Origin of the sequence: Sphingomonas glacialis, from assembly GCF_006439055.1 — a bacterium.
GTDB classification, from domain to species: Bacteria; Pseudomonadota; Alphaproteobacteria; order Sphingomonadales; family Sphingomonadaceae; genus Sphingomonas; species Sphingomonas glacialis_A.
The window spans coordinates 1-25,881 of record NZ_RCZC01000002.1; the positions used below are offsets into that span (position 1 = coordinate 1).

The 25,881-nt window shown below is 65.3% G+C and carries 15 protein-coding genes and 1 pseudogene; 5 read left to right on the forward strand and 11 right to left on the reverse strand.

Annotated features, from left to right (window positions below):
• Positions 1-219, reverse strand: a pseudogene (locus EAH76_RS24285) (IS110 family transposase); the annotation flags it as partial.
• 121 nt (positions 220-340) lie between these two features.
• On the opposite strand from EAH76_RS24285, the gene EAH76_RS03875 reads away from it, so the two are divergent.
• Entirely contained in the window at positions 341-790 is a 450-nt protein-coding gene (locus EAH76_RS03875) for a hypothetical protein (RefSeq protein ID WP_140848411.1), read from the forward strand.
• 110 nt (positions 791-900) lie between these two features.
• Here the strand turns inward: EAH76_RS03875 and EAH76_RS03880 are convergent, their stop codons facing one another.
• Positions 901-1,308: a hypothetical protein gene (locus EAH76_RS03880; RefSeq protein ID WP_140848413.1), complete on the reverse strand. Its 408-nt coding sequence runs from the start codon at positions 1,306-1,308 to the stop codon at positions 901-903.
• A 140-nt stretch (positions 1,309-1,448) separates the two neighbouring features.
• On the opposite strand from EAH76_RS03880, the gene EAH76_RS03885 reads away from it, so the two are divergent.
• Positions 1,449-2,723 carry an IS701 family transposase gene (locus EAH76_RS03885; protein ID WP_140848415.1) on the forward strand — a complete coding sequence of 425 codons (1,275 nt, stop codon included), beginning with the start codon at positions 1,449-1,451 and terminating at the stop codon, positions 2,721-2,723.
• A gap of 208 nt (positions 2,724-2,931) precedes the next feature.
• Here the strand turns inward: EAH76_RS03885 and EAH76_RS03890 are convergent, their stop codons facing one another.
• From EAH76_RS03890 to manD, 5 genes are all read right to left on the reverse strand, one after another.
• Positions 2,932-6,585, reverse strand: coding sequence for a YadA-like family protein (locus tag EAH76_RS03890; protein ID WP_161988965.1), 3,654 nt, complete (start codon positions 6,583-6,585; stop codon positions 2,932-2,934).
• A 785-nt stretch (positions 6,586-7,370) separates the two neighbouring features.
• Positions 7,371-7,970 carry a DUF1772 domain-containing protein gene (locus EAH76_RS03895; protein ID WP_140848419.1) on the reverse strand — a complete coding sequence of 200 codons (600 nt, stop codon included), beginning with the start codon at positions 7,968-7,970 and terminating at the stop codon, positions 7,371-7,373.
• A gap of 267 nt (positions 7,971-8,237) precedes the next feature.
• On the reverse strand, positions 8,238-9,458 hold the full coding sequence (locus EAH76_RS03900) for an SGNH/GDSL hydrolase family protein (protein WP_140848421.1): 1,221 nt from the start codon (positions 9,456-9,458) through the stop codon (positions 8,238-8,240).
• A 32-nt stretch (positions 9,459-9,490) separates the two neighbouring features.
• Positions 9,491-10,762, reverse strand: a complete 1,272-nt coding sequence (locus EAH76_RS03905; RefSeq protein WP_140848423.1) for an MFS transporter — start codon at positions 10,760-10,762, stop codon at positions 9,491-9,493.
• Positions 10,759-11,970: a D-mannonate dehydratase ManD gene (manD, locus tag EAH76_RS03910; RefSeq protein ID WP_140848425.1), complete on the reverse strand. Its 1,212-nt coding sequence runs from the start codon at positions 11,968-11,970 to the stop codon at positions 10,759-10,761. The genes EAH76_RS03905 and manD overlap by 4 nt, the downstream gene beginning before the upstream one ends.
• A gap of 161 nt (positions 11,971-12,131) precedes the next feature.
• Here manD and EAH76_RS03915 point away from each other — a divergent pair, with 161 nt between their 5' ends.
• Positions 12,132-14,288, forward strand: a complete 2,157-nt coding sequence (locus EAH76_RS03915; protein ID WP_140848427.1) for an alpha-glucuronidase family glycosyl hydrolase — start codon at positions 12,132-12,134, stop codon at positions 14,286-14,288.
• Between the two features lie 13 nt (positions 14,289-14,301).
• Here EAH76_RS03915 and EAH76_RS03920 read toward each other — a convergent pair whose 3' ends face one another.
• Complete coding sequence (locus EAH76_RS03920; protein WP_140848429.1) at positions 14,302-15,039, reverse strand: FadR/GntR family transcriptional regulator; 738 nt, start codon at positions 15,037-15,039, stop codon at positions 14,302-14,304.
• Positions 15,040-15,280: 241 nt separating this feature from the next.
• On the opposite strand from EAH76_RS03920, the gene EAH76_RS03925 reads away from it, so the two are divergent.
• Together EAH76_RS03925 and EAH76_RS03930 are read left to right on the forward strand one after the other, a co-directional pair.
• Positions 15,281-18,454 carry a TonB-dependent receptor gene (locus EAH76_RS03925; RefSeq protein ID WP_140848431.1) on the forward strand — a complete coding sequence of 1,058 codons (3,174 nt, stop codon included), beginning with the start codon at positions 15,281-15,283 and terminating at the stop codon, positions 18,452-18,454.
• A 106-nt stretch (positions 18,455-18,560) separates the two neighbouring features.
• Complete coding sequence (locus EAH76_RS03930) at positions 18,561-21,107, forward strand: glycosyl hydrolase 115 family protein (protein WP_140848433.1); 2,547 nt, start codon at positions 18,561-18,563, stop codon at positions 21,105-21,107.
• Positions 21,108-21,701: 594 nt separating this feature from the next.
• Here EAH76_RS03930 and EAH76_RS03935 read toward each other — a convergent pair.
• The 3 genes from EAH76_RS03935 to EAH76_RS03945 form a co-directional block, all read right to left on the reverse strand.
• A complete protein-coding gene (locus EAH76_RS03935; RefSeq protein WP_140848435.1) occupies positions 21,702-23,126 on the reverse strand; it encodes a phospholipase D-like domain-containing protein in 1,425 nt (474 codons plus the stop codon).
• A gap of 190 nt (positions 23,127-23,316) precedes the next feature.
• Positions 23,317-25,182 (reverse strand): bifunctional sugar phosphate isomerase/epimerase/4-hydroxyphenylpyruvate dioxygenase family protein, encoded by a 1,866-nt coding sequence (locus EAH76_RS03940; protein ID WP_140848437.1) that lies wholly within the window; start codon positions 25,180-25,182, stop codon positions 23,317-23,319.
• Positions 25,183-25,206: 24 nt separating this feature from the next.
• Positions 25,207-25,764 carry a DUF3237 family protein gene (locus tag EAH76_RS03945; protein ID WP_140848439.1) on the reverse strand — a complete coding sequence of 186 codons (558 nt, stop codon included), beginning with the start codon at positions 25,762-25,764 and terminating at the stop codon, positions 25,207-25,209.
• Between the last annotated feature and the right edge of the window lie 117 nt (positions 25,765-25,881).

The window sequence follows — 25,881 nt, forward strand, 5'->3', positions numbered from 1 at the left end:
CCGGACCTCGTACCCCATCGCCTGAAGCTCGCGCGCCCAGTGGTGCGCACCTCCGCACGCTTCCAGCGCCACAATGCACCGCGGCTGCGATACGAAGAAATTTAGAAGCTTTCCTCGGCTCAGCTTGCGGCTGAAAACCGTTCGCCCGGTGCTATCGGCGCCGTGCGCATGGAAAACGTTCTTGGCGATATCCAACCCGATTGTGGTAACTTCCGACACGGACGCCTCCCTCAAGTGGTGATCAACACCTCCACTTTGGCACATTGATGCCGTCGGGGGGCGTCCACCCCATCACCAACTATCGCCGTTCGAGCGCCGGCCGCCCGACCGCCTCGCCCAAATGCCGACCGTCCGCTATCGGGCGGAAAAGCGGACAGGCAGAAATCGACCACTTGCAGTCATTCAGCAAGCTGCGATGATCAACGGCATGAAGGTCATATTTGCAATTGGTCAGTTTGGCCTGCTGATCCTGAGCGGGTGCAGCTTTCTTGAACCACGATCCACCTTCCAAATTACGTCCGTCGATCGTTCAGTTAAGTCGGCATCCTTGAAGCTCTGCAAGCAGACGTTCTCGTTGACTCACGTGGATAGCCGTTGGCAAACAACCATCCATGTGCCCGGAGACTGTGATGGTGGCGTCGCCACTATTATGAACGATGGCAGGATCGTCTTCTGTCCCATCGGCTATGTAACCGGCGGGGATGGCAGCAACTGGCAGTTCACCATCAAGGGTGATGTTTGCCGACCTCTCGTAACCTATGGCGATGCCAGTTCTGGGAACGGCAGCTAGCCACCAACTATCGCCGTTCGAGCGCCGCCAGCGCGACCGCCTCGCCCGATTGCCGACCGTCCGCTATCGAGCGGAAAAGCGGACAGGCAGAAATCGCCCAAAAGCGGAAGTTAGAAAACGATCAACGAACCGGTTTCATCGTAGATTTCGCCGCATTCATACAGTTCATTGTTGCTATAAATGCGTAGTAGATCACCTTGGTCGAATGCGAGGGTTAGGCGAAATTCTTCGACGAGAACGAGGCGTATTTTCTGACCCAGCAGGTGGTGGATAAAGAGGGGCGCAAGTTTGTCGGCATCGGTGTTGTGACGATGTGCCGTTCCCTGTCTATCAACATGCTCCAGATAACTGCCAACATCGATTTTCAAGGTGTCGAATGCAAAGTGGAATTGATGGGGTTTAAGACAAATGTCATCCAACTCCTTCCCTACGAGGAACTGTAACTCAGTGACGGGCGGGAAAGGAAACATCGCTTCCAGTCGCAAATTTTCGATTGGATCGCAACGTCTGCTCTCCACCAATAATCGCCGTTCAGCCCTTGCCTCCGCAGACCCCATTTTATGGGTTCACGACCTAGCACTACTTTGGCAGGTTGAAGGAACCAGCTTGAATCGTCGTTGATTCCCATTTGTCAGTGTAGGCTGGCGGACTTACGACGATGGCGGTGGACGAGAGCTGGCGGACCGATCTGGAGCAATGGCTGGCGCCGTTTCTGGCAGGGCTGTCGCATCCGGCACGGCGCAAGATGTGCCCGCAGTACATCGCCGGTTTGATAGGTCCCGGAGATCGCAAGAGCGTGCAGCCGATGGCTGCGCGGGGTGGCGAGGCCGGCTACGATCAGCTTCATCATTTCGTCGCAGCGGGAATATGGGACAGCGCTCCGCTCGAAGCTGCACTGCTGAATGAGGCCGACCGGCTGGTAGGGGGCACCGGCGCCTTTCTCGTCATCGATGACACGGCGATGCCGAAGAAGGGCCGTCACTCGGTCGGCGTAGCGCCGCAATATGCCTCGTCGCTGGGCAAGAACGCGAACTGCCAGACGCTGGTTTCGGTGACGCTTGCATCGCGTGAGGTGCCGGTGATGGTCGGCCTTCGCTTGTTTCTGCCAGAAAGCTGGACCTCCAATCCGGAGCGCATGGCAAAGGCGAAGGTGCCTGCCGACCGACAGGTCGCCCTGACCAAGCCGGAGATCGCCATCGAAGAGATCGACAGGGTCAGGATGGCAGGCGTGCGTTTCGGCTGCGTTCTGGCAGATGCGGGATACGGCATGAGCGCTCCATTCCGCCAGGCGCTGAGTGAGCGAGGTCTCTCCTGGGCTGTCGGCATCCCTTATCGCCAGAAGGTCTATGCTGCCGATGTCGCCATGATTTTTCCGGTCTCGGGCCACGGTCGCCCGCGGCAACACCACATCCCCGACAGCCAGTCCGTGGCCGCCGAGACGCTGCTGGCCGAGCAGCCCTGGAGATCGGTCAGTTGGCGACGGGGTACGAAGGGACGGCTGACCGCGCGCTTTGCGGCGTTACGCGTTCGCGTCGCCGATGGTCCAACCCAGCGTATCCGCGACATGGGCAACCAACATCTGCCCGGCGAGGAAGTCTGGCTGGTTGGGGAGCACCGCTCGACCGGCGAGCGGAAATACTATCTCTCGAACCTGCCACCCGACACGCCGATCAAGACGCTTGCCGGCGCCATCAAGGCGCGGTGGATCTGCGAGCAGGCGCACCAGCAGCTTAAGGAAGAACTCGGCCTCGACCACTTCGAGGGTCGATCATGGACAGGGCTGCACCGACACGCACTGATGACGATGATCGCCTATGCCTTCCTTCAGTCCCGCCGCCTCACCGCCGCGGGACGGAAAAAAAAGAGTCGGGGGACCTCCGCCGCAGCCGACTATGCCCGCCGTTCGGCAGGCGATCCTCAACATCTTCGCTAGGCCTCCGCCGAGGCGCTGCCCGCATTGCCAAGCGCCACTGGATCCACCCTCGACACACAATCTGCCAAAGTAGTGCTAGCCTCACGATACCGTTGGCATGCGCGCACCCAATAACGGGACGAACCCTCCGACGTGCGATAGCACGGGAGGGTTCGCTGTCGGGGCGTCCTTTACGCCGGCGGCGGGGGCGCCGCCCGCGAGGTTCGGATCAGAAGCCGAAGCCGACGCCCGCCGCGCCGCCGCCCTTGCCGCGGGTGTTGATCACCGCGCCGGCCTTGATCACCACCTTGCCGTCGGGGCTAGCCTTGGACACGCCGATCGCGAAGCCCTGTTCGCCGCCCCAGGTGCTGACGCCGCCGCCGACCATGCCCATGCCGGGGCCATAGGCTTGCGGGATCGTCGCCAGCGCCATCGCCGCCGCGGTGCCGCCATTGGCGTCGCGGCGCAGGCTGCGCAGGTCGAAGCCGACCTGGTTGAGCCGGGCGTCGGTATAGGCGTTGGCCGCACCGAGCGTCTGGTTCATGCCGCTGGTCAGCTGCGCGAGATTGACCGCATCGCTCGGCATCGTGCCGGCCGCGACATTGGTGATCTGCCGCGCTGTCGTGGCGTTGCCGACCGAGACGCTGTTGGCCCGATCCGCCACTGAACCGTTGCCCAGCGCCACGCTGTTGGTGCCGTTCGCGGTCGCCGCCGTCCCGAGCGCGACGGCATTGGCGCCTGACGACACCGCGCCACCACCCGCCGCGATCGCATTGGCGCCGCTCGCGACGGGGGTCGCGTTGCCCCCAGTGTTGTTTACCTGGAAGAAGCCGGCAGTGCCGTTCTGCAGCCGGGTGATGTTGGTCGTGTTGGTGGCGATGTTGGTGGTGTTGGCGGCGACCTGCTGCCCGACCGCATTGAGCTGCGCGCCGTTGACCGCGTCGGTCGAGGTCGCGTTGACCGCGCCTGCGCTCACATTGGTCAGCCGCGTGCCCGCAGTGCCGGCCAGGGTGATCGTATCGCGGGCGCTGCCGGCCGCCCCGTCATAGGTGACCGCCCGGTCGGTCGCCGTGGCGATCGCATCGACACGGCTGTTGACGGTGCTGATGCTCGCGCCGAGGCCCGAGAGCGCGCTGCCGACATTGGTGTATGTGGTCGTCGTCGTGGCGCCGCCGGCGCCGACCGTGGCGACCTGATAGCTCGGCGCGGTGACGCTGCCATCGGCATTGACGCTCGATCCACCGCCCAGGCTGCTGGCGACGCTGCCGCCGAGGTTGGTCACCCGCGTATCGACCGCCGCGACGGCCTGGTTGGTGGCGTTGAGCTGCGCGCCGTTGACCGCATCGCTCGAGGTCGTGGTGAGCGCACCCGCCGCGACGTTGGTCACGGTCGTGCCCGTCGCGCCGCCAAGCGCGAGCGTGCCCTTGGTCGCGTCGCTATAGCGCACCGCCAGGGGATCGGCGGTGCCGTTGGCGATGTTGGTGGTCAGGTTGGTGATCGCCGAGGTGTTCGCCCCGACCTGCTGGTTGGTCGCGAACAGCTGCGCGCCGTTGACGGCATCGCTCGACGTCGCGCCGAGCGCGCCCGCACCGACATTGGTGATCACCGTCGGCGCCCCGCCGCGCGCGGCGTTGAAGGCGTTGAGCCCGGCGTCGAACAGCAAGGCATTTCCTTGCAAGCTCGAGACGGTGGTGCCGAGATTGGTGATGTTGGTGGCGTTGGTCGTCACCGCGCCGTTGGTGGTGAAGAGCTGTGCGCCGGTGACCGCGTCGCTCGAGCCGGCGCTGAGCGCTGCCGGCGCGACATTGGTGATCGTCGTCGGCGCCCCGCCGCGGTTTGCGTCGAAGGCGTTGATGCCGACGTTGAACAGCAAGGCGTTGCCCGACAGCCCGGTGACCGTCGTTCCGAGATTGGTGATGTTGGTCGCGTTGGTCGTCACCGCGCCGTTGGTGGCGAAGAGTTGCGCGCCGTTGACGGCATCACTCGAGGTGCCGTTGAGCGCGCCGGCCGCGAGGTTGGTCACGGTCGTTCCGGTCACGCCACCGAGCGCGAGGGTGGCCCTGGTCGCGTCGGCATAGCGCACCGCCAGCGGATCGGCCGTACCGTTGCCGATATTGGTGCTGAGATTGGCGATCGCGGTCGTGTTGACGCCGACCTGGGTATTGGTCGCGAACAGCTGTCCGCCATTGACCGCGTCGGTCGAGGTCGCCGTCAGCGCTGCCGGCGCGACGTTGGTGATCACCGTGGGAACACCCCCGCGCGCCGCGTTGAAGGCGTTGAGCCCGGTATCGAACAGCAGCGCATTCGCCTGCAGCCCGGTCACCGTCGTGCCGAGATTGGTGATGTTCGTGGCATTGGTCGTCACGGCACCATTGGTGGTGAAGAGCTGCGCGCCGGTGACCGCGTCGCTTGAGGTCGCGCTGAGCGCCGCGGGGGCGACGTTTGTGATCGTCGTCGGCGCCCCGCCGCGGGTTGCGTCGAAGGCGTTGATCCCGGCATTGAACAGCAGTGCATTGCCCGACAGACCGCCCACGGTGGTGCTAAGATTGGTGATGTTGGTGGCGTTGGTCGTCACCGCGCCGTTGGTGGCGAAGAGTTGTGCACCGTTGACGGCATCGGTCGAGGCGGCGCTGAGCGTGCCGGGGGCGACGTTGGTGACCAGCGTGCCGGTCGCGCCGCCGAGCGCGAGCGTGCCCTTTGTCGCATCGGCATAGCGCACCGCCAGCGGATCGGCGGTGCCGTTGGCGATGTTGGTGGTGAGGGTGGTGATCGCCGTGGTGTTGGTCCCGACCTGCGCGTTGGTCGCGAACAGCTGCGCGCCGTTGACCGCGTCGGTCGAAACCGCGGTGAGCGCCGCCGGCGCGACGTTCGTGATCGTCGATGGCGCGCCGCCGCGTGTCGCGTCGAAGGCATTGAGCGCGGGATTGAACAGCAGCGCATTAGCCTGCAGCCCCGTCACCGTCGTACCGATATTGGAGACGGTGGTGCCGAGATTGGTGATGTCGGTCGCGTTGGTCGTCACCGCGCCGTTGGTCGCGAACAATTGCGCGCCGTTGACCGCGTCGCTCGAGGTCGCGCTGAGCGTGGCCGGTGCGACATCGGTAATGCGCGTGGCAGCACCACCGCGCAGCGCGCTATAGGCGCCGAGCCCGGCATCGAAGGTCAGCGCATCGACCGGCGTCAGGCCGACTGTTGCGGCCTTCAACTGGGCGACGTTGACCGCGTCGGTGTCCTCCGAGCCGCCGGAAAGGCCGGTCAGGCGACGGTTGCCGATATTGACCTCGGCTGCCGCGGTCCCGCCGACGAGATAGGCGGTGTTGCCGAGCGTGGCACCGCTTGCGAGGGAATTCTGGCCGAGCGCGACGCTGCCGAGCGTGCCCGGGGCGGTCACCCGCGCACCGGCGCCGAGTGCGACCGCGCCGAACGATCCGGCGGCCGTGTTCGCGGCGTCACCGAAGGCGATCGCATTCGCTTCCGCGGCGCTCGCCACCAGGCCCGCGCTGCCCAGGCCGCTGATGCGGTTGCCGCCGATCGCGAGCCCCGCCGGGGTCCTGAGCGTATAGCCGTCGGCTTGCGAAACGCATTGCGGCGTGGTGGCGAGGTTGACCGCATTGCCATTGATATCGAGCACGCCCAGCGCGATCGGCGCGCCGGCCGCGGCATTGGTCAATGCGGTGCTCAGGTTCAGATTGACCGTCCCGAAGGTGAGCGCACCGAGCGTCGTCTCGACAGGGGCGAGCACGGGGGCGAGGATGTTGCCAGCGATGCCGGTGACGACCGATCTCGGCAGGCTGACGCCCGAGCAGACACCCACCACCGATTCCTGTGCCTGGGCGCGCGCGCTGAACATCGTCGCAAGGATGATCGCGCCGGTCGAAGCCATCGCGCGAAGCGCAAGGCGACGGTTAGCACTTGGTTGCTTATGGTAATCTCTTGGTTCGCACCTGGCCTCTGGCTGTAGAGGGACAATACTTTTGCAGCCATTATAGATCGATGCACTTGTAATGCTAACTCGACCGATAGTCTGAGCCGCTTGTGAGGAAAACTGAGAGTACTCGTTACACATGTCATCTGCTCCTCGTGACGAGCTGAAAACATGAGGAGCGATTGATACCAAAAACCTAACAAGATCTACTTGTGAAATTAACCTTTGATGTCTGTTTTGACTCGGTGATTGGAACGAGAAGATGGCGTCGCTTCTTTTGCCATATCTTGGAAAAAGAGCGCTTCTGAGCGTCGTGAGGTGATGTCGTGGCGGGTATTCGCCTTATTTACAAATCAGTTACATGACATTTCCTCATCCCTTTGGGTCGTCTGTGATCGACGAATCCACCAGAATTCCCGCAATTCGGCGACTTCCGACGGGCCGGAAAAGCGCTGAGCCGCCAAGTGGATATGCAGTGTCGCGCTAAACGGAGCGAACGCCATTTCGATTCTTTTCGACCAAAGTCGAATGTATTGTCGAAGATAAGTAAGGCGGTTCCGACAGTCTCGCGTCGTCCTTGCCCGCAGCAGCGATGCATCTCGGCGCTGATGGGCACAAAGGGTGCCTGTTTCGACCTACGACCGTGCGGTCGGCCGCGTCGGAGGGGCTTGCGCAGGCTATCGCCGCTGCAGTCGCTCCCGCCTTATGGTGCGTCGAGCTCGAAGCCTTGCGCGCGCCGGCCTTCAGAGGTTCGCGATGAACCAAAGGACAAAAGCAGCCACCCCCGCGAGCGCCATTGCAAGTCCGATGCGAACGGCGAGCGAATCTCTCGGCGCAGCCTCATTCGGCCAGGGGAGCCTCAGCGCTCGCAACGGCGCGACGAACGCGGCGCTCGCGCCCACCACGCGACACCAGTCCAGCGTCAGCCAACGGCCGGTCATGGCGACCGATTCCGCATCGGTGATCGTGTCCTTCGGCGACCCGATACCGTGATAGTAGAGCGCAGCGTTCATCGGCCAGAATGCCACCACCGTCAGGACCAGCAGCGCGAGAATGCCGACCGAGGGAAGGCACAGCAGCCAGCGGTACCGCCACGGCGTCCTCCAGCCGGCAACAAGTGCGCCGAAACCCGCGACGAGCATCAGCGCGGAGAAAGGAATGAAGAACGCTCCGGTGTCGACAGGCCAGGCTTTGCCGTAGGGCATCATCGCTAACGAAGCAGGCGGATGAGCCCCCCAAGCACCGGCGAGCACTAGAAGGTCGAAAAGCTTGGCGCCGAGCAGCGGTCCGCCGACCAGCGTCGCCAGCCATAGAAAGCTCCGGCAGACGCGTTCTCTCGTCATCTACAGCCTCGCCAATTCTGTGCCGACCGATTGTGGTGTTCGGCAAATCCTTCAGATCATGACCGAAAATCGAGATTCCCGCAAACGCGCCCTTCGCCGTTCAGTTTACGGCTTCTTCCACGCGCCGACAGGCTGCAAATGATCCGAGCGACCGCTCGGCATTCGCACAACCGAATCCTTTGGGTGGCTCTGAAACGCGCCGTAGGGCTCGAATCGGCATCGATTTCGGCCGGGATGCGCTGATGCTTGCGCTCCGAGGTCGCGCCCTCACCGAAAAGCCGCGATCGGCACCGCCTGGCCCATCCGTGCATAGCCAGCCGGCGATGGATGCAGCCCATCGCCCGAATCGAACGCCGGAGCGAGCCGCTCGGGATGCGCCGGATCGCGCATTACCGCATCGAAATCCACCACCGTGTCGAACACGCCCGATCTGCGGATCCAGTCGTTCACCGCGACGCGGTCGGCCTCGCCGGCCGCGCCGGGGTGGTAATAGGCCGATCCGCCATACGGCAGGATCGTCGCGCCGATCACCTTGACCCCGTGATCGTGCGCGCGGTTAACGATCTGGCGATAGCCCTGTTCGAGATCGGCGACGAGCGCCTCGTGCTCGGCCGTCGTGACGGGGTGATCGCGCGTCAGTACGCCGAGATCGTTCACGCCTTCGAGCACGATCAGATAGCGCACGCCCGGCTGGGCCAGCACGTCGCGGTCGAGCCGCGCGAGCGCGTTGGGGCCGAGTCCGTCGCGCAGCACACGGTTGCCGCCGATCCCGTGATTGACGAGCGACAGCCCCGATCCCGCCGGGAGCCGCGCGGCGAGGACATTGGTCCAGCGATCGTCGCGATCGGTGGTGGCGCCGCGCCCGTCGGTAATCGAATCGCCCAGCGCGACGATCGCGCTGCCGCAGCCCGCGACATCGACGCCCGAGGCGAAATACCAATGTTCGACGCGCTCGCCGGAGACCGTCGTATCGCCGGCGTGGTTGCCCGAAACGATGAAGCTGCCGGTGCGCGAGCCCGGATGGCTCGTCACCGCGGACGGCGCCTCCGGCAGATGCAGGCTGATAGACAGCGTCGCGCGGTCGGGGGCGGCGAGGGTGATCGGATCGGACCTGTATTCGGCGCCCGCCGGTATGCTGACCTGGCGTCGGCCGCCGAACGTGACGACCTGATCGCTGCCCGCCCGGATGCTCGGCGATCCGCTCGCCTCGGCCAGCGCGACATGCACCGAATCGATCGTCAGCGGCGCGGTGCCGACGAGGTTCGACAGGCGAATCCGCACGCTGTCGCCGCCGCGCGACAGCCGCACCGTCTGGCGAAGCGTCGCATCGCGCAGCTTTGCCGCGATGTTGGTGTCGGCGTGGTCGGCGTCCTTCTGCGACGACGCCCAACTCGCAGTCCAGCGCCCGGCGCACTGCGCGGCGGGTGACGCGCTCGCCAGCGCGGGGAGGGTGAGGGCAAGCATTGCGGCCAAGCTTCGAACGATCATGGGCGGGACTCCCGATGCGGTGGCGCGCCGTGTCATGCGATCCGCTCCGTTGCGACCGGCGCATAGCTCGGCACGAGCAAATGGATCACGCCGAGCGCGAGCAGATAGGCGCATGACGCGACGAGGAAGATCGGCTGATAACTGCCGAGCGTCTCGAGGATCGTGCCGGCGAACTTCGCCATGATCATCCCGCCGAGCGCACCCGACAGGCCTCCGAGCCCGATCACCGACCCGGCGCGGCCGCGGGGGAACAGGTCGCCCGGCAGCGCATAGACATTGGCCGAAAAGCCCTGATGCGCCGCGCATGCGAGCCCGATCAGCAGCACCGCCACCCACAGGCTCGGCGCCTGCGCGGCAAAGGCGATCGGCAGCGCGAACAGCGCGCAGGCAAACATCGCGGTCTTGCGCGCACGGCCCGTTTGCCAGCCGCGCAGCAGCAGCCGCGACGAAAGCCACCCGCCGCCGATCGAGCCGACATCGGCGAGCAGATACACCGCCACCAGCGGCGGGCCGAAGTCGAGCATCTTCACATGATATTGGCGATTGAAGAAATCGGGCAGCCAGAACAGGAAGGTCCACCACACCGGATCTATCAGGAAGCGCCCGAGCATATAGGCCCAGGTCTGGCGCAGGGCGAGCAGCTTGCGCCACGCGATCGGCCGCGCCCGCTCGGCGGGCTCGCTTTCGATCCAGGCGAGCTCTTCCGCAGAGACCGACGCATGTTCGCGCGGGCGGCGATAGAAACCGAGCCACGCGATCAGCCACACGATCGTCAGCGCGCCGGTCGCGATGAACGCCATCCGCCAGCCGAAGGTCACCGCGATCACCGGCACGACGAGCGGCGTGACGATCGCACCGACGTTCGAGCCGGCGTTGAAGATGCCGATCGCCAGCGCGCGCTCGGACTTGGGGAACCACTCGCCCGTCGCAGCGAGCGCCGCGGGAAACGCGCCCGCCTCGCCGATCGCCAGTGGCACGCGCGCGAACGCCATGCCCAGCGTGCTGGTGAACAGCACATGCGCGACATGGCCGATCGTCCACAGCGTTACCGCCAGCGCATAACCGATCCGCGCGCCGACACGATCGACCAGCCGGCCGAACAGGACGTAGGCGAGCCCGTAAGCGCCCTGGAACCAGATCGCGAGATTGGCATAGCCTTGCTCGCTCCAGCCATATTGCGCCTGCAGGCTGGGCTTGAGCACCGGCAGCACGAGGCGATCGACGTAGCTGAGCACCACCGCGGCAAACAGCAGCGCGCAGATCACCCAGCGGACATTGCCGCGCGGCCGCTCGGTGGTGCTCACCAATTATACATCGTGCCGTCTTCGAGACGGTTCACCGGCAGATAAGCGCGCGCATAGGGATATTGCGCGGCGAGTACCTCATCGAGTTCGACGCCCAAGCCCGGCTTTTCGCCCGGATGCATCATCCCGCGCTCGAAGCTGTAGGCATGCGGGAAGACCGCATCGGTCTCGGGTGTGTGGCGCATATATTCCTGTACCCCGAAATTGGGCACCGACAGATCGAAATGCAGCGCCGCCGCCATGCACACCGGCGACAGATCGGTCGCGCCGTGGCAGCCGGTGCGGATCTGGTAGAGATCGGCGTGCGCCGCGATCCGGCGCAGATGCGTGATGCCGCCGGCATGGACGACGGTCGCGCGGATATAGTCGATTAGCTGGTTCTCGATGAGGTGCTTGGCATCCCAGATCGAATTGAAGATCTCGCCGACCGCGAGAGGGGTGGTGGTGTGCTGGCGGATCAGGCGGAACGCGTCCTGGTTCTCGGCGGGCGTCGCATCCTCGAGCCAGAATGGACGATACGGTTCGAGATCCTTGCCGAGCCGGCCGGCCTCGATCGGGGTGAGGCGGTGGTGGATGTCGTGGAGCAGATGGACGTCCCAGCCGAGCGCCGCGCGCGCCGCCTTGAACAGCTCGGGGACGACGCGGAGGTATTTCTCGGTCGACCACAGGTTCTCGGTCGGCAGATCGGCGTCGGCGGGTTCGTAGAACATCTTGTCCTTCGACACGCCGTAGGTCGAGGGCAGCCCCGGCACGCCGCATTGCAGCCGGATGGCCTTGTAGCCCTGCTGCTGATAGTTGCGCGCCACCTCGACCGTTTCCTCGATCGAGACGCCATTGGCGTGGCCATAGACCATCACGCCGTCACGGCTCGCACCGCCGAGCAACTGGTACAGCGGCAGCCCAGCGAGCTTGCCCTTGATGTCCCAAAGCGCGGTATCGACCGCGGCGATCGCGCTCATCGTCACCGGGCCCCGCCGCCAATAGGCGCCCTTGTAGAGATACTGCCAGATATCCTCGATCCGGTGCGCGTCGCGGCCGATCAGCAGCGGGACGACATGGTCGCTGAGATAGCTCGCGACCGACAGCTCACGTCCGTTGAGCGTTGCGTCGCCGAGCCCGTACACGCCGTCCTCGGTCTCGATCTTGAGCGTGACGAAGTTGCGGCCGGGGCAGGTGACGATCACCTTGGCATCGATAATCCTGGGCATGGCATCCTTCCTGAAGCTTGCTCCGGCGGAGCAGTCGGTCGCTCTGCGGCGCCCTTTCAACGATAGCGCTACCATGCTAGGGGAGGGATGGATTTGTCAACGACATGTGTCAGGCAGGTTTGGACGGACGCCCGCTGCGAGTGTTCGCCATAAGGAGATGGATGGTGCGCCAGGCTGGTCGAATCCTGTCAGTGTTGCTGCTGTGCTGCGGCCTGTGCGCAACGCCGGCGTTTGCCGAGGATGGCTACGATCTGTGGCTGCGCTATCGCCCGCTAGCCGGGCCGGCGCAGGCCGATGCCGCGGCGCATGCGCGGGTGATCGTCGCGCCAGGAACCTCGCCGACGATCGCCGCGGCGGTGGCCGAGCTCGAGCGCGGGTTCGGTGGGATGACGGGTCGGCCGCTGCTACGCGCAGCCCTAGCAGAGGACGGCGCGATCGTGCTGGCAACGCCAGCGCAGGCTCGGGGCGTAGGGCTCGGTAGCGCGTCGATCGCCGATCTGGGGCGCGAGGGTTTCTGGCTCCTCACGACCACTGCGAACGGCAAGCCCGTTATCGCGATCCTCGCCAATACCGATATCGGCTTGCTTTACGGCAGCTTCCGCCTGCTCGAGCTCGCCGAGCAAGGCGTATCGCTCGCGCACCTCGACGTCCGCAGCGCGCCGAAGCTGCAGCTGCGTGTGCTCGATCATTGGGACAATCTCGATCGCAGCGTCGAGCGCGGCTATGCCGGGCAGTCGATCTGGGACTGGTGGACGCTGCCCGATTATACGGGGCCGCGCTACACCGACTATGCCCGCGCCAACGCTTCGATCGGAATCAACGGCGCGGTGCTCAACAACGTCAATGCGGTGAAGGAAAGCCTTACCGCGCGCTACATCGCCAAGACCGCGGCGCTCGCCGATGTGTTCCGGCCGTATGGCATCAAGGTCTATCTGTCGGCGCGCTTCTCGGCGCCGATCGAGCTTGGCGGGCTCAAGACCGCCGATCCGCTCGATCCTGCGGTCAAGGCGTGGTGGGCGGCAAAGGCCGACGAGATCTACCGCGCTATCCCCGATTTCGGGGGCTTTCTGGTCAAGGCCAATTCGGAGGGGCAGCCGGGGCCGCAGGATTACCACCGCACTCATGCCGACGGCGCGAACGTGCTCGCCGAGGCGGTCCGCCCGCATGGCGGCGTCGTGATGTACCGCGCGTTCGTCTATAGCGAGCACAACGCCGCCGACCGTGCGCGCCAGGCGTATGACGATTTCAAACCGCTCGACGGCCGTTTCGCTGACAATGTCATCGTCCAGGTCAAGAATGGCGCGATCGACTTCCAGCCGCGCGAACCCTTCCATCCGCTGTTCGGCGCGATGCCCAAGACGCCGCTGATGATGGAGTTCCAGATCGCCAAGGAATATCTCGGGCAGGCGACGCACCTCGCCTATCTCGGGCCGCTGTTCCAGGAAACGCTCGAAAGCGACACCTTCGCGCACGGGGCGGGCTCGACCGTAGCGCGCGTACTCGAAGGCAAGGTCGATCGCTATCGGCTGACCGGCATGGCGGGGGTCGCCAATATCGGAGTCGATCGCGACTGGTCGGGGTCGACCTTCAACCAGGCGAACTGGTTCGCCTTCGGGCGCTTCGCCTGGGATCCCGATGGCGACGCCAAGACGATTGGCGCCGAATGGGCGCAGATGACCTTCACCCCCGATCCGCGCTTCGTCACGCCTGTGGTTGCGATGATGATGGCGTCGCGCGAGGCGGTGGTCGATTACATGACCCCGCTCGGCCTCGCGCACCAGATGGCGACCGGGCACCATTACGGCCCCGGTCCGTGGGTGAGTGAGCTTGCCCGCCCCGAGTGGAACCCGACCTACTACGCCCGCGCCGACGCGACCGGCATCGGCTTCGATCGGACCGTCAGCGGGAGCGACGCGGTCGGGCAATATGCACCAGCGCTCGCCGGGCGACTGGCCGATCCCAACACCACGCCCGAGCGCGACCTGCTGTGGTTCCACCATGTGGCATGGGACCGGCGCATGGCGTCGGGGCGCACGCTCTGGGACGAGCTCGTCGCGCATTACGATCGCGGGGTCGCCCAGGTCGACGCGATGCAGCGGTTATGGGACGCGCTGGCGCCCTATGTCGATGCGGAGCGCTTCGCCAAGACGCGCACGTTCCTCGGGGTTCAGCAGCGCGAGGCGATGTGGTGGCGCGATGCGAGCATCGCCTGGTTCCAGTCGCGCAACCAACTTCCGCTGCCCGCCGGATCCCCCGCGCCGGCGCACCCGCTGGACTATTACCGCGCGATCGAGACGCCGTTCGCGCCGGGGCACTGAAGGGCAGCGAAGGTTACAGCAGACCGAAGCGCTGCCGGCGAGCGGTGACCCGCGCGTCGAATTCGGCGGTCTCCTGCACCTCGGTCGCCTCGACCAGCGCGCTGAGCACCTTGTCGAGGTGCGAGCGCATCGCGACCCGAGCGCGGTCGGGATCACGCGCCGCAAGCGCTTCGAAGATCGGGCGATGTTCGTCGATGCGCGGTCCGACGCCGGCGCGATGCGCTTTCTCCGACATCGCCTTTTCCTGCGGCGAGCATAGCCGCGCCTGCCACAGCGCCTCGACCGCGCCCGATATCGCGCTGTTGCGCGTGGCGCGCGCGATACAGATGTGGAACTGATGGTCGAACGCTTCGGCCCGCGGGACATCGTCGCCCGCCGCGACCATATTGTCGAACAGCGCGCGAAGCTCGGCGATATCTTCGTCATCGACACGCGCCGCGGCGATCGCGCAGGCTTCGCCCTCGATCGCGCGGCGCGCCTCGAGCAGTTCGAACGGCCCCACGCCGATCGCCGAGAATTTGCCGCCGGGCGGTGTCTTCGCCGAAACGTAGACGCCCGAGCCCATCCGGATTTCGACCAGCCCATCGACCTCGAGCGCGATCAACGCTTCGCGGATCGTCGGGCGCGACACCTCGAACGACTCCGAGAGCTCACGCTCCGATGGGAGGCGGGTGCCGAGCGGATAGTGACCGCTGAGGATCTGGCCGGCAATCTGCCCGGCGACCTGTGCATAGAGCCGTACGTTTTTCATGATTCCCCCGAGTATCTCGCCGGCCTGCCGGTAGCGAGCCTGTTTCACGCGCGCATGTCGACCGCGGCGCTGTGTCTGGCCTCACCATGCGTCCGCGCAGCCGTGAACTGCAACATCTTGCGACTGGCCTGACACAGTTTGAAATATCTGTTTGACAGAATTTCACGTCTAGCGCAGTTTGGTAGCGCAAACATAGCGCTCGGTAAGCAAGGCGCGTGTGCTTTAGGAAGGGGATTTCCAAATGATTCTGTTCGACGGTGCCGTGCGCTCGACTCGATGCGTGCTCCTTGGCGCGACGATCCTGTCGGGCTTCTGTGGCCAGGTTGCACTCGCCCAAACGACGCCGCTCCCACCGCTGACGGCGACTCCCGCGGTCGCTCCGGGTGCCGGACAGGCTTCCGCTCCTGCTCCGGTCGAACAGCCTGCGGCTGTGCAACTCGACACCGCCGATTCCACAGTCGCGCAGGACATCGTGGTGACGGGCTATCGCAACAGCCTCGCGCTCTCGACCAACGCCAAACGCGCCTCGACCGGCTTCACCGATTCGATCTTCGCCGAGGACATCGGCAAGTTTCCCGACACCAACATCGCCGAGTCGTTCAACCGCATTTCGGGCGTCACGATCACGCGCGACATCACGGGCGAAGGCACCAACGTCGCGATCCGTGGCCTCGGTTCGAACTTCACCAACGTGACGCTCAACGGCGCGCCGATCGCGGTGGCGTCGTCGGGCGCGACCGACGCGCAGGGCACCGACCGCTCGGTCGACCTGAGTTTCTTCCCGACCGACCTGTTCACCAAGCTGACGGTCAATAAGAGCTATACCGCCGACCTTCTCGAAGGTGGCGCTGCGGGTAACGTCGATCTGCGCTCGGCGCGGCCGTTCGATCGCGACAAGAACTATCTCAGCTACAATGTGCAGGGGTCGCAGCAGGGCGATGCGAACCGCATCGGCATCCGCGGCTCGCTGATCGGCAGCTGGCACAACGACACGATCGGCATCCTGGCCGGCGTGTCAGGCCAGCGCGCTTTCACCGATACGCGCGGTTTCGAGACGATCGGCTACACCAACCCGGCGCTGTCGGCGGCGCAATGCGGCGCGGCAACGGGCTGCAACAGCACGGGCGGCGGAAACTGGACCATCCCCGCGGTTGTGCCCACGGGTGCTGGTGCCGGGCTTGTTGCCGGGACGGTCGTCGACCAGGCGTTCCTGCTGGCGAAGAATCCCGGCGCGACGATCCAGCAGATCGACAATGCGCTGCTGCCGCGGCTCGGGCGCACGTCCGACGAACGCGGTTCGCGTGACCGCGTCAACGCGATCGTCAGCGTCGAATGGCGTCCGACCGACACGCTGCATTTCTACGTCGACGGCCTGTACGGCTACAAGCATAACGATTTGATCCGCGAGGACATGGCGTGGATCGTGCGCAACAGCGCGATCATCCCGCTCAACCTGACCTTCGACAAAAGCGACTGCAGCAACGGCTGTTCGGTCACCGGCGGCACCTTCGCCAATGCGCAATTCTTCGACGAATTCCGGCCGTATATCGAGACGACCAAGCTGTTCAGCGTGAATCCGGGCGGCGAGTGGGAAATCTCGGACAATTTGAAGCTTCAGGCGCAGGGCAATTATTCGCGCTCGACCTTCCACCGCGAGAGCCCAACCGTCGGCGCGACCACCCCGCTCGGCGTCGGCACGACGGTGACCTACACCAATACCGGCGATGGCCCGGTGATCACGCCGAACATCGATCTCAACAATCCGGCGAATTTCGGCTGGAATGCCGGCTCGCGCGTCAACATTCAGGACGAGCGCCGCATCAACAAGACCAAGGGCGCGCGCGCCGATCTGACATGGGGCGGCAAGGCACTCAACCTGCGTGTCGGCGGCGCCTATGACGATGTGTCGCGATTGATCCAGGGCTATGACAACAGCCAGGCGTGGCAGAATGCCGTTTGCGGCAACAATCCCAGCATCTTCGTCGGGTCGCCCAACACCCAGCCGCCGTGCGTCGGGATCAACTCGCCCGGCGCTGCACCGGCCGGCTATCCGACCTATCCCGGCTACGGCACCGGCTCGACCACCGGGCAGACGGGCACCGTCAGCTATGGCGGTTCGCTGGTGCCCAACAGCGCATTCCCGAGCTATCTGGTGCCAGGACCGGCCGGTTTCGTGACGGTCGACTTCGACAAGTTCGCCAATGCGACCAAATATCAGCAGTTCCACGACAACGCCCCGCTGTCGGGCGGCGCGAACACCGGCGCGAGCGGCGGATACATCCGCGAAGTCGTCAAGTCGGGCTTCGCGACGCTCAACGGCGCGCAGGAGCTCGGCGGCAATACGCTGCGCTTCAACGCGGGCTTGCGCTTCGTCGATACGATCCAGACGATCTCGGGCTCGGTCTCGCTGCCCGACCCGCGCAACTCGCCCGCCGGGGGTGGTTCGCTGCCCGATGGCAGCCGCTATCCGAACCTCTCGACCACGGTGACGACGCGCAACGAATATACCAACTGGCTGCCCGCCGCGACCTTCGCCTACGACATCGGCGAGCACGCGCTCGTCCGCGTCGCCGGCTCGCGGACGATGACCCGGCCCGATCCTTCGGCGCAGCTGCCTGGCGTGAACTTCGGTGCGCCATCGGCCGACCAGGCGACCATCGGCAATCCGGCGCTCAAGCCCTATCTCTCGACCAACCTCGACTTGGGCTTCGAATATTACACCGGTCGCGAAGGCGTGATCAGCTTCAACGCCTTCCGCAAGTCGCTCACCGGCTTCACCACGACCAACGTCACGACGGTGCCGTTCACCTTCCTGGCGCAATACGGCATCACCTATGACACGCTGAACCCGACGCAGCAGATCGCGCTCAACTCGCGTGGCGGGCCGACTGCGGCGCAGGTCCAGCTCACGTCGCAGACCAACGTGCCCGACAAGTTGACGATCAACGGCCTCGAATTCCAGTGGGTCCAGCCGCTCGACTTCCTGACCAAGCACATCGGCGTGACCGGCTTCGGCTTCAACGCCAATGCGACGATCGTCGACCAGACGAGCAAGGGAGCGGCGCTCGCCTATGGCGTGGCACCGTTCACCTACAACATCACCGCCTATTACGAGAAACATGGCGTGATGCTGCGGGTCTCGACGACGTCGCGGCGGGGTTCGCAGAACAGCGGTGCGGCACAGAACGGCATTACGGCCGCCGCGCTGTTCGGCAACGACTATACGTCCTACGATTTCTCGTCGGCGTTCGATCTCGACAAGATCTTCGGCATCAAGAGCTTGCCGCAGCTGACGGTCAACGTGTCGAACTTCACCGACGCGACGTTGCGGTCGTACTTCCAGTTCAACAACGACACCTTCACCCAGTACAAGCCGGGCCGGCAGGTGCTGGTCGGGCTTCGCGGCAGCTTCTGATCCCCCCTCGGGACCCTTGGCGGGAGCGGCATGTCCGCTCCCGCTTTTTTCTGTATCGACCGATCGGCGGCGGGTTCGGCCGTACGCCGCTCAGGGAGCTTGCGGCATGAAGGCCCTTCGTGTTGTCCTCTGGTGCAGCGCCGTGGCGCTCGCGACACCGGCCTGGGCGTGTGACACGCCGGTCTCGGTCTGCGCGCGTCCGTCGCCGGGCGCCTTCGCGCTCGTGTCGCGCAACGGACCCGCGCAACTGCTCGTCGATCCGGGGGCGGATCCAGCGGTCGTCCATGCCGCGGATGGATTTGCCCACGACCTAGCGGAGATCTCGGGCCGAGCGCCGCGTCGCATCCAGTCGACCGACCAGATCACCGGTGACGTCGTGATCGCGGGTGTGCTCGGCCACAGCGCGGTGATCGACGCCCTTGTGCGCAGCGGGAAGATCAAGGCCGCCGACATCGCCGGCGAGTGGGAGGCCTTCCGCCAGATCGTGGTCGAGCACCCGTTCGCCAATGTCGCGCGCGCGCTGGTGGTGGTCGGAGCCGATCGACGCGGGGCGGTGTTCGGACTGTACGATCTCTCCGAGAAAATGGGCGTGTCGCCCTGGTCGTGGTGGGCGGATGTGCCCGTCTCGCGGCGCGCGGCCATATTCGTCACCGCAGGGTCGCGGCGTGACCAGCCCAAGGTGCGCTATCGCGGGTTCTTCATCAATGACGAGGATCCCGGCTTCAGCAGCTGGGCGCGCAAGCAGTTCGGCGGGCCCAACGCCAAGGCCTATGCGCATGTCTTCGACCTGCTGCTTCGGCTCAAGGGGAATACGCTGTGGCCTGCGATGTGGGCGCCCAAGGCGTTCAATGCCGACGATCCGCAGAACATGATCCTCGCCGATCGGGTCGGGGTCGTGATGGGAACATCGCACCACGAACCGCTGACGCGCGCGCAGGACGAATGGCATCGCAATCTCACCGGCGGCGTGACGGGCGGCAAATGGGATTATGCGACCAACGCGGCCAATCTGCGCACCTTCTGGCGCGGCGGGATCGAGCGGATGATGGCGAAGCATGACGGCACGCCGTACGAGAGCCTGGTGACGATCGGCATGCGCGGCGATGGCGACGAGGCGATGTCGGGCGGCACCGCGATCAGTCTGCTCGAGTCCGTAGTGGCCGCACAGCGTGAGATCATCGCCGACGTGACCGGCAAGCCCGCCGAGCAGACGCCGCAGGTCTGGGCGCTCTACAAGGAAGTGCAGGACTATTACGACAAGGGCATGAAAGTGCCCGACGACGTGATCCTGCTCTTTTCCGACGACAATTGGGGCCAGATCCGACGTCTGCCCGATGCGGTCGATCGTCGGAAGGGCGGCTACGGGGTCTATTACCACTTCGATTATGTCGGGGCGCCTCGCAATTACAAATGGCTCGATACGGTGCAGATCGAGAAGACCTGGCAGCAGATGGACCTTGCGTACCAGAAGGGCGCGCGGAGCCTGTGGATGGTCAATGTCGGCGACATCAAGCCGATGGAATATCCGCTGAGCTTCTTCCTGAAACAGGCATGGGACCCCGCCGCGATGACGCCCGAGGCGCTTGCGCGCTACCCGGTGGACTGGGCGCGGGGAACGTTCGGCGCCGGGGGGGCCGATGCGATCGGTGGGCTCGTCACCCGCTACGCGCACCTCGCGGCACGGCGGAAGCCCGAATTGCTCGATGCCGACAGCTTCGCGCTTGGTCCGGTGACGCCCGCGACGCTCGATAGCGGCGACTTTGGCGCGCGGGTGGCGGAATGGGATGCGTTGCAGGCCGATATGCGCGCAACGAAGCAGCGTCTGCGGCCGGACCAGCGCGACGCCTATTTCCAATTGGTCGAGCATCCAATCGAGGCGCTCGGCAATCTCTATAACCTCTATTACGCCGTCGCCTGGAATCGGCGGCTCGCGGCGGCGGCCGACGCACGTGCAAACAGCTTTGCCGACCAGGCCGAAGCGGCTTTCGCGCGCGATGCGGCGATCACCGAGGCGTATCATGCGCTGAATGGCCGCAAGTGGGACGGCATGATGGCGCAGACGCATATCGGCTATACCGGCTGGCAGCAGCCTGACCGCAATGTCATGCCCGCCGTCACGCGCGTCGCCGGGGCCGCCGAACCGATCCGCTTCGTGCCAACCCGGCGGTCAGGCGATGCGGGTATCGCAGCCGCGGAGTATACCCGCGCAATTGGCGGCAGGGGGCTGATCTGGCGGACGATCGCGCATCTCGGTCGATCGGCGGCGGTCGTCGCGTTGCCGCAGGGCGCCAAGCCGACGACGCAGGCCGACGGCGTGCGGCTAGAATATGCCGTATCGACCGAATCGGCGGGCAGGATCTCGGTCAAAGTGGCGCTCGCGCCGACGCTGGACGTCACCGGCGGTGGCACGCTGCGCCTTGGCATATCGCTCGACGACGGCCCGATGCGCACGCTCGAGGATCACCTGACACCGGCCCCGAACGATGCGACCAGCCAGGCGCAGCGAGACTGGAACGCTGCGGTCGAAAGCAATATCCGTGAACTCGAAGTAGATTTCCCGTCGCAACGCGCCGGAGCGCATGTCGTCAAGATCTGGCGGATCGACGACAATGTCGTGCTCGAGGAGCTGCACGTGGGGGTCGTTCCAGAGTGATCGCGGCGCTGTTCCGGCAGAGCCAGCCGACGGCAGCGACCGTCCGGCGGCGACGCGCTTTGGCCGAGAACGCAGCAGGCCATTCTGTCGATCTCGTCAGTGCGCTGTTTCCAGGGCTCGATCATGGATCGGCATTTCGCGGGTCGCGCCATTCTCGACGTGCTCGTGGGCCATGGACGGCGCACCGAATCCCAAAATTAAACAAATTTGTTAGCTATGCGTATTGATCTTTGTCCCAATTTGGGGCGTTGTTGTCTCGGTCCTGTAACGGCTGGACCATAAGGCCTGGAGAGATAAGTTGCGCGAACCGAATTCTGGCGTTTTCGATGCCCGACGGGCTACCTACCGTCCGTTTGGAGCCCACGGGGTCCTGCTAGCACTCCCGGTATCGGCGCTGCTTTGGGCGGCTTTGGTCGCTCCCTTCCTCTTTCGCTGAGGATCGCCGGACGGGGAGCCTCGGTTAGAACAGATCTGAAAGCCGGGCGGACCTCATAGGTTTCTTGCCCGGCCAACCTTCGATCGCGGTGACCAAGCCGAGTCGCCGGACGACAGCCGACGCTGCCCTGTCAGCAGCCTGAGTCACAACAGTGCGCGTCAACCGAAGGGATGGCGGAGACGGCGGAACAGGCCGCGCCTGGCCGTCGCCTCGAACATTTCCGAAGGGCTTTCGGGATCCAGCACTTCATTGTCGGCGAGCCACGCCTCGACAGTGCCGAGGTCGGGAGCCTCGTACGGCCGAAGCGACCGGCCTTTGCCGCGCAACGCCTCGATCGTGCTGATCAGCGAGCCCCGCGCGTCGATCTCGGCGGCAACCTTGGCGACCGGAAGGCCGAGATGCTCGGCGATGAGGCCATCGCGGATCGCGCGAATGGCATCGGCGCCTTCATCGCCGGCATCGATGGTCACGTCGCATTCGGTATCGAGCCCCATCGAGCGGTTGTTCATGTTCGCCGAGCCGATGCGCAGGGTACGTCCATCGACGATCATCACTTTCGCATGGACGTAGATCGGCGCGCCTTTGGCCGTGAAGGGATGATAAAGCCGCAAGCGGTCGTGGGGATCGCGCTGCTTCAGCGCGGTTACGAGGCGGGCGCGGGCAGTGTCCATTGCGATCGGCTCGAGCCACCCTTGGGCATGCTCGGGATTGATGATCACGATCTCGGGGCCGTCGGGCTCCGCCAGCCGTGCCGCGATCGCCTCGGCGATACGACGCGACGCGAAATATTGGCTTTCGGCGTAGATCGAGACCTTTGCAGCGGCGATCTGCGTGACGAACAGCCTCTCGATCTCGCGTATCTCCGGACATTCCGGCATTTCCGGAGCGGTGCGCGCGATGCCGACCTCGACGTCCCTGAACTCGGCGGCCAAACCCTTCGGCCAGCAATCGCTGTGCGAATCAACCGGCGCAAGCGTTTCGCCACCGGCGTGTGTCCAGCGATCGCGCGCGAGTTCTCCCAACGCCGCGGCGATGGGGCCTTGCAACGCCGTCGTCGCATCGTGCCAGGGCTTATAGGGTTTGCCGTTCGGGGTGACCCTGCGGGGTTCGACATCGCGGTGGCGCCGCGTGTCCCATCGCTCGCTCGTCATGTCGATCCCGCCACAGAATGCCAGACAGTCGTCGATCACGACGATCTTCTGGTGATGCGATCCGCCGGTCGGATGAAAGCTGTCGAGCCTGGTATGGATGCGAGGATGCTGCATCCAGCGGGCGAGCGTGACGATGTTCGAACCTCGAACGAGCGTCTTGAGGGCGCCCACGTCCCACCGCAGGAGATAGATCTCGAGTTCGGGATTCCGATCGACGAGCCAATAGATGAAATCGCCCACGGAGGCGGGCTCGTCGCTTTCGCGTTTCGAATCGACGAGATGGATCCGCGCGTCGAAATCCCAACCGATCAGCATGATCCGACGCCGCGCCTTGAGCATCGCCAGCCGGGCATTCTTGAAATACGCGTCGGCGTCGATGATGACGCTCATCCGGGTCGCGCTCGCGACGCGCCAGAACGCCTTGCTGTCCATGCTCACCCGATATCTTCCCAACCAAGCCACGGGGTGGTCTGCCGTCGCGCGCAGTGGCGAACCACCATGGGGTGCCGTTTGACAGAAATTAACGCCGTTGCAACTGGCCGCTCATGCCTCGGCTATCGTCCTACGTGTCGATTGTCCGGCCCGACTCTGTTACCCGCTACCTAAAATCGGGGGGCAGGTGTCACGCCACCGGTTCCGCGCGAAACTGACTTTGGGCGCCAAGCCGGATCGGGGCGTTCGCCGCGCCATAGCCCGTATACGCCCCGCGCCGCTCGATCACTTCGAAGAAGAAACGCTTCTCGAACGCCCGCGTGTAGAGCTGCCAATATTCGTTGCCGGCCTCGTCGCGGTCGAACAGGATGTTGAGCGCGGCCATCTCCGCGACCAGATCGTCCGCCAGCCCGAAGCGCGCGACCAGATCGTCATAATAGTTGCCGGGGATCGCCAGCGTCGCGACGCCGTTTGCCGCTAGCGTGCGCGCGGTTGCGAAGATGTCGGGGGTGGTGAAGGCGATATGCTGGAAACCGGCACCGAAGACGTTGCCGATGAACCGCGACGACAGCGTGCCGCGCCCGCCCGAGGCGTTCATCGTCACGCGGAAGGCGCCGTCGGACCCCTCGATCGCGCGGCTCTGGACGAGCCCGGCGGGATCGGGAATGTCGAGTTCGACCTGTTTGGCGACGTCGAACAGCGCGGTCCAATAGAGCTGCCACGACAGGAATTCGTCGATGTCGACCGAGGCGGCGACGTGATCGACCCGCTCCAGGCCCGCACCCTCGGCATGGCTTTGCAGCGGGCGGAATTCGTCGGTCCAGGTCCGATCGGTCGCCGTGTCGCGCAGCAGATAGATCAGGCTGCCGCCGACGCCGCGCAGGGCTGGCATGCCGGCGCTCTCGCGCGGGGTGCCGTCGTCATAGCGCTGGATCGCGAGCGCGCGGGCGCGGCGCAGCGTCGCGTCGGGGTTGGGGACGGTGAGCCCGAGTGCGCAGATCGAGGCGCCGTGCATGATGTCGTAGGAATGCGCGAAGCCGCGCTGCTCGCGATTGACGACGAGGTTGATCGCGCCCTGGCGCCAGCGATCGACCTGCAGCGTGCGATGCTGCCCGACCTTGGCGAAGCCGAGTCCGGCCAGCAGCGGCTCGAGCCGCGTTGCCTCTTCGTCCGACGCGGCGAATTCGATGAATTCGATCCCGCCGATCGGGGAGGGCGGCGGCAATGGCGAGCGCTTGCCGATCAGTCGCTCGGCTTGGTCGTGCACCGCAACGAGCGAGCGCAGACCATCCTGTGCGACCAAGGCGGTCGAGCCGGCGCGGAAACGATCGTTGAAGATCTCCAGCGAGAGCGGGCCGTCATAGCCGAGCTTGAGCAATTCGGCGACGAAGCCCGCGACGGGCAGGTCGCCTTGCCCGGGCATGCAGCGGAAATGGCGGCTCCAGAACAACAGGTCCATCGACAGCAGAGGCGCGTCGGCGAGTTGTACGAAGACGATCTTGGCGGGGTCGATCTCGGCGAGGCTTTCGTTGGGAATGCCGCGCGACAGCGAGTGGAAGCTGTCGAGCAGGATGCCGATCGACGGATGGTCGACCGCCTTGACGATCTCCCACACCTGGCGGTGATCGTAGACGTGCCGCCCCCAGGCGAGAGCTTCGTAACCGACCAGCACGCCGCGCGCCGCGGCGCGCTCGCCGAGCGCGCGGAAATCGTCGACGATGCGGTCGTGCTCGCCGAGCGAATGCGGCGAGCAGTTCGAGCAGACCAGGATGCGGTCGGTGCCGAGCTCGGCCATCACGTCGAACTTGCGTTCGGCGCGGTCGAGCGCGCGCTGGCGCAGCTCGCCCGGCATCCCCTCGAAATCGCGGAATGGCTGGTAGAGCGCGCAGGTCAGCCCGAGATCGTCGAGCTGGCGCGCGATCTCGCGCGGCGAGGCGGCGCAGGACAGCAGGTCGGTCTCGAAGATCTCGACCGCGTCATAGCCCGCCGCCGCGATCGCGGTGAGCTTCTGTTCGAGCGTCCCGCTGACGGAGACGGTGGCGATGGAGGTACGCAAGCGACAGTTCCAATCGATGGGAGGTCAGGCGAGACGGAAGACGTGGACGATCACCGCGGGCGGGCCGCCCGAGACGCTCTGCAGGCTGCCGACGAAGACCGACTGGTTGAGCCAGTCGTGCGGCCCGGTCGGCGCCTCGAATTCGGGGACGGTGCGGAGATAGCGCGCCTTTGCGCCCGCCACGCGGGTGTTGGTCAGGCCGCGATTGCGGACGTGGATCTGCGTGCCGTCGGCAGCTTCGATCATGTAGTCGGCCTCGAGAACGGTGTAATCGTCGGCGCGCTGGATCTGCCAGTCGGCGCCGCCGGGGATGATCCGGCCGCTGATGCGCGGGCCCTCGAACGTCCCGCCGATGATCGGGATGCGGCGGCGGATGCCGTAGGGCGTGCGGCCGATCTCGCGCGTCGGCTCGAGCAGGACGTGGGCCGAGAAAGCGAATTCGACGCGGGGCGTGGCCTCCGGCGGCGGGACCGGGACGGGGCCCTGCGGGAGCGCTTGCGCAGGCGTCGGCAGAGCGAGCGGGAGCAGCGTCATGGCCATCGCCCCGAGCACGGTGCGCCGACTGGTCAGGCTCTCCATCATCGCATCTCCTCGCGTGCCTCGCCCCGCCGCTTGACGATCACGAACCGTTTCGTACACACTCTGCCCGTCGGGACCGAAATCGGCAAGAGGCGCGTTGCGGCCCGGCGAGGAGGATGA

Bases quoted from the DNA above. Each gene is read 5' to 3' on its own strand.
- EAH76_RS03885 (WP_140848415.1), top strand. From the start codon at position 1,449: ATGGCGGTGGACGAGAGCTGGCGGACCGATCTGGAGCAATGGCTGGCG.
- EAH76_RS03930 (WP_140848433.1), top strand. From the start codon at position 18,561: ATGAAGGCCCTTCGTGTTGTCCTCTGGTGCAGCGCCGTGGCGCTCGCG.
- EAH76_RS03895 (WP_140848419.1), bottom strand. From the start codon at position 7,970: ATGACGAGAGAACGCGTCTGCCGGAGCTTTCTATGGCTGGCGACGCTG.
- EAH76_RS03875 (WP_140848411.1), top strand. From the start codon at position 341: ATGCCGACCGTCCGCTATCGGGCGGAAAAGCGGACAGGCAGAAATCGA.
- EAH76_RS03925 (WP_140848431.1), top strand. From the start codon at position 15,281: ATGATTCTGTTCGACGGTGCCGTGCGCTCGACTCGATGCGTGCTCCTT.
- EAH76_RS03900 (WP_140848421.1), bottom strand. From the start codon at position 9,458: ATGATCGTTCGAAGCTTGGCCGCAATGCTTGCCCTCACCCTCCCCGCG.
- EAH76_RS03945 (WP_140848439.1), bottom strand. From the start codon at position 25,764: ATGATGGAGAGCCTGACCAGTCGGCGCACCGTGCTCGGGGCGATGGCC.
- EAH76_RS03920 (WP_140848429.1), bottom strand. From the start codon at position 15,039: ATGAAAAACGTACGGCTCTATGCACAGGTCGCCGGGCAGATTGCCGGC.
- EAH76_RS03935 (WP_140848435.1), bottom strand. From the start codon at position 23,126: ATGGACAGCAAGGCGTTCTGGCGCGTCGCGAGCGCGACCCGGATGAGC.
- EAH76_RS03890 (WP_161988965.1), bottom strand. From the start codon at position 6,585: ATGGCTTCGACCGGCGCGATCATCCTTGCGACGATGTTCAGCGCGCGC.
- EAH76_RS03915 (WP_140848427.1), top strand. From the start codon at position 12,132: ATGGTGCGCCAGGCTGGTCGAATCCTGTCAGTGTTGCTGCTGTGCTGC.
- manD (WP_140848425.1), bottom strand. From the start codon at position 11,970: ATGCCCAGGATTATCGATGCCAAGGTGATCGTCACCTGCCCCGGCCGC.